The 2,674-nt window shown below is 44.4% G+C and carries 3 protein-coding genes; 2 read left to right on the plus strand and 1 reads right to left on the minus strand.

The annotated features are described in order from the left end of the window. Window positions 1-50: 50 nt before the first annotated feature. The gene (locus RM368_RS38195; RefSeq protein ID WP_322698885.1) at window positions 51-563 is read left to right on the plus strand and encodes a YraN family protein; all 513 of its coding nucleotides are present in this window, start codon (window positions 51-53) and stop codon (window positions 561-563) included. A 70-nt stretch (window positions 564-633) separates the two neighbouring features. On the opposite strand, the gene RM368_RS38200 is transcribed toward RM368_RS38195, so the two are convergent. Continuing rightward, window positions 634-1,023, minus strand: a complete 390-nt coding sequence (locus tag RM368_RS38200; protein WP_012412259.1) for a hypothetical protein — start codon at window positions 1,021-1,023, stop codon at window positions 634-636. 245 nt (window positions 1,024-1,268) lie between these two features. Here RM368_RS38200 and queA point away from each other — a divergent pair, with 245 nt between their 5' ends. Then, window positions 1,269-2,495: a tRNA preQ1(34) S-adenosylmethionine ribosyltransferase-isomerase QueA gene (queA, locus tag RM368_RS38205; RefSeq protein ID WP_322698886.1), complete on the plus strand. Its 1,227-nt coding sequence runs from the start codon at window positions 1,269-1,271 to the stop codon at window positions 2,493-2,495. Window positions 2,496-2,674: the final 179 nt, after the last annotated feature.

Here is a 2,674-nt window from a genome sequence, read left to right on the forward strand (position 1 = left end):
TCTATCTCTCCAGATGTACGGAGTTTTTTCAGAAATCAAATACTAGTCCTATAGTAGCCCAATGGTTGCAATCTACAGGTTGGATAATTCTCCATCGCCGCTTTTCTAGTCGCTGGGGGGAAATCGATATTATTGCTGAATATGATGAAGGAAGTGGGAAAGAGCAGGGAAGCCAAGAAGCAGGGGAAGAATTCTTCACTTCTAACTCCTCACTCCTAATTCCTCACTCTCCACTCCCCACTCCTGACTCTATGTTGGCATTTGTTGAAGTCAAAACCCGCAGTTCAGGTAGTTGGGATGCAGGGGGAAGAAGCGCAATCACTCCACAAAAGCAAGCAAAAATCTGTCGTACAGCTGAAACATTCTTAGCCCAGTATCCTGAGAAGGCAGATTATTCTTGTCGATTTGATGTTGCTATTGTCTACTGTCAAAGGATATCAAAAAATCTGACTGGGGTTACAGCTAACCAGGAAGCTCTAGCTACTTCATCAGTACCCGGATACAAGTTTAAGCTGCAAGAATATATCCCCGCAGCTTTTGACTTTTCAATTGATAATGGTTAATTGGTAATGGATAAAATATCTTAATTACCAATGACCAATAATTTTGTAGTAGCGTTACAACTAAATAGTCTCACGCTAAAGTTTCTGGACAGTAACCTAAGCCCCGGACAAACTGTTGCCGGAACGCTTCAATTTCATCTCTTTCTGGGCTACCATGAGAAACGATCGCTACCTGATAACGACGCATCACATCCACAGGGCACTGTCCAGCTTCCAAACTCCAAAGTGCCATTTGCACCCTCATTGGCGGTTCGTAGCTAATTCCTAATTCATTTAGAAAAGCCCGAAAGTCGCCATCTTCTTGGGGCGAGACTTGACCTTTGAGTTTGATCCTAACCACCCAGCCATCAATTTGATGAATTACGGTGACGAACGAAACTGGTGTCTGGGGTCTAGCGTGGAGGTGTTGAACGACCCTCAGGGTTAGACTGGCATTTGCCAGATAGTACAAGTATTCCATGTTTGTTGGTGCTTGGGATCAAAGCCAATCCTACATATCTATATTCGTCAATCAGTGCCTGTTCCCGGTAGGGTAAAAGCCCCCGTTTTTTGATGGGGAGGTTTACCCATTTTTTATGTTAAGTTTTCCGTGTTACTTAATAGTAACAATCTTATAGCCTAGCGGCAAAACTGAGCCAAGATCCCTTAAAGTTCCAATATAAGGGAAAACTTAACTCAGACTTTTTAAGAGAGTATAAATACTAAATAAACCAAAAACTAGTACAAGTCAATTTGAAAGATACATCTAGCCCACAAGACAAAAATTTTGAATTAGATTGCTCGGTAGCTGGCTATGACTACGAACTACCTCCAGAACTCATTGCCCAAAACCCAGCAGTTCCTAGAGATAGTTCGCGGTTACTGGTAGTTGATTCTCCGACTACAGGCATCGAAACAGCACCTCTACACCATATTTTCCATGATTTACCTGCACTGCTGCGCTCTGGTGATTTGTTGGTTATGAACAATACAAGAGTAATTCCAGCGCGGCTTTATGGTCATAAATCCACTGGCGCGAAAATCCAGGTGTTGCTGTTGGAAGAACGGCAGCATAACTGTTGGTTAGCTTTAGTTAAGCCAGGAAAAAGCTTCAAACGGGGAGCAAAGATTATCTTTGAACCAAGGGAAGCGGGGATTGGGCATTTAAAAGAGGCAGAGGGGCGGGGTGCGGGGGGCAGAGGGGAAAATTTTCCCTTACTTTCTGCTTCTAGCCCCCAACTAACGGCTACGGTTCTAGAAACAGATGCAGCAACGGGGGGGCGTTTGTTGCAATTTGATGTACCAGAGGAAAAGACTTTGGTGCAACTGTTAGAGGTATTTGGTGAAGTACCGTTACCACCGTACATTACTACCTCAGAAGCAGCTGATGAGCAGTATCAGACAGTTTATGCTAAACAGCCAGGAGCGATCGCAGCTCCGACGGCAGGATTACACTTTACCCCAGAATTATTACAAAAGTTGGGCAATCGCCAAATCAATCGAGCTTTTGTGACGCTACACGTTGGTGTCGGCACATTTCGCCCTGTGGAAGTAGAGGATGTAACTACCCATCAAATGCATGAAGAATGGATTGAAGTTCCCGCCGCTACAGTAGAGCAAATCCGCGCTACGAAAGCAGCTGGCGGGCGGATTATTGCTGTGGGAACAACGGTAGTAAGGGCTTTAGAAGGGGCGGCTCAATCTGGTAATTTACAACCGTTTTGCGGAAAAACAGACTTGTTTATTTATCCCGGCTACCAATGGCAGGTAGTAGATGGTTTGATTACGAATTTTCACCTACCGCGTTCTAGTTTGTTGATGTTGGTAAGTGCGCTAATTGGCAGGCAACGGTTATTGAATATATACAACCAAGCGATCGCTTTTGGATATCGCTTTTATTCATTCGGTGATGCCATGCTAATTTTGCCGTCAGCGGTGGGAGTGGGGAGTTAGGAGTTAGGAGTTAAGAGTTATAGCACAAGCCTTGGTGGTTAGGACATCAACAGACGATAAAACTTAGACACAAAAAGGCTTTTCACCCAGTCCCCAGTCCCTATTACCCAGTCCCTTGCTATAAAACCCACATTCTGCAGGTTAGTTAGCAAAGCAGATAATATTTTCGACAGGGAGCA

The sequence above is a fragment of the Nostoc sp. DedSLP03 genome, from assembly GCF_034530815.1.
GTDB lineage: Bacteria > Cyanobacteriota > Cyanobacteriia > Cyanobacteriales > Nostocaceae > Nostoc.

Excerpts from the sequence above, each read along its gene's own strand:
- RM368_RS38200 (WP_012412259.1), bottom strand. The coding sequence starts at position 1,023 with ATGGAATACTTGTACTATCTGGCAAATGCCAGTCTAACCCTGAGGGTC.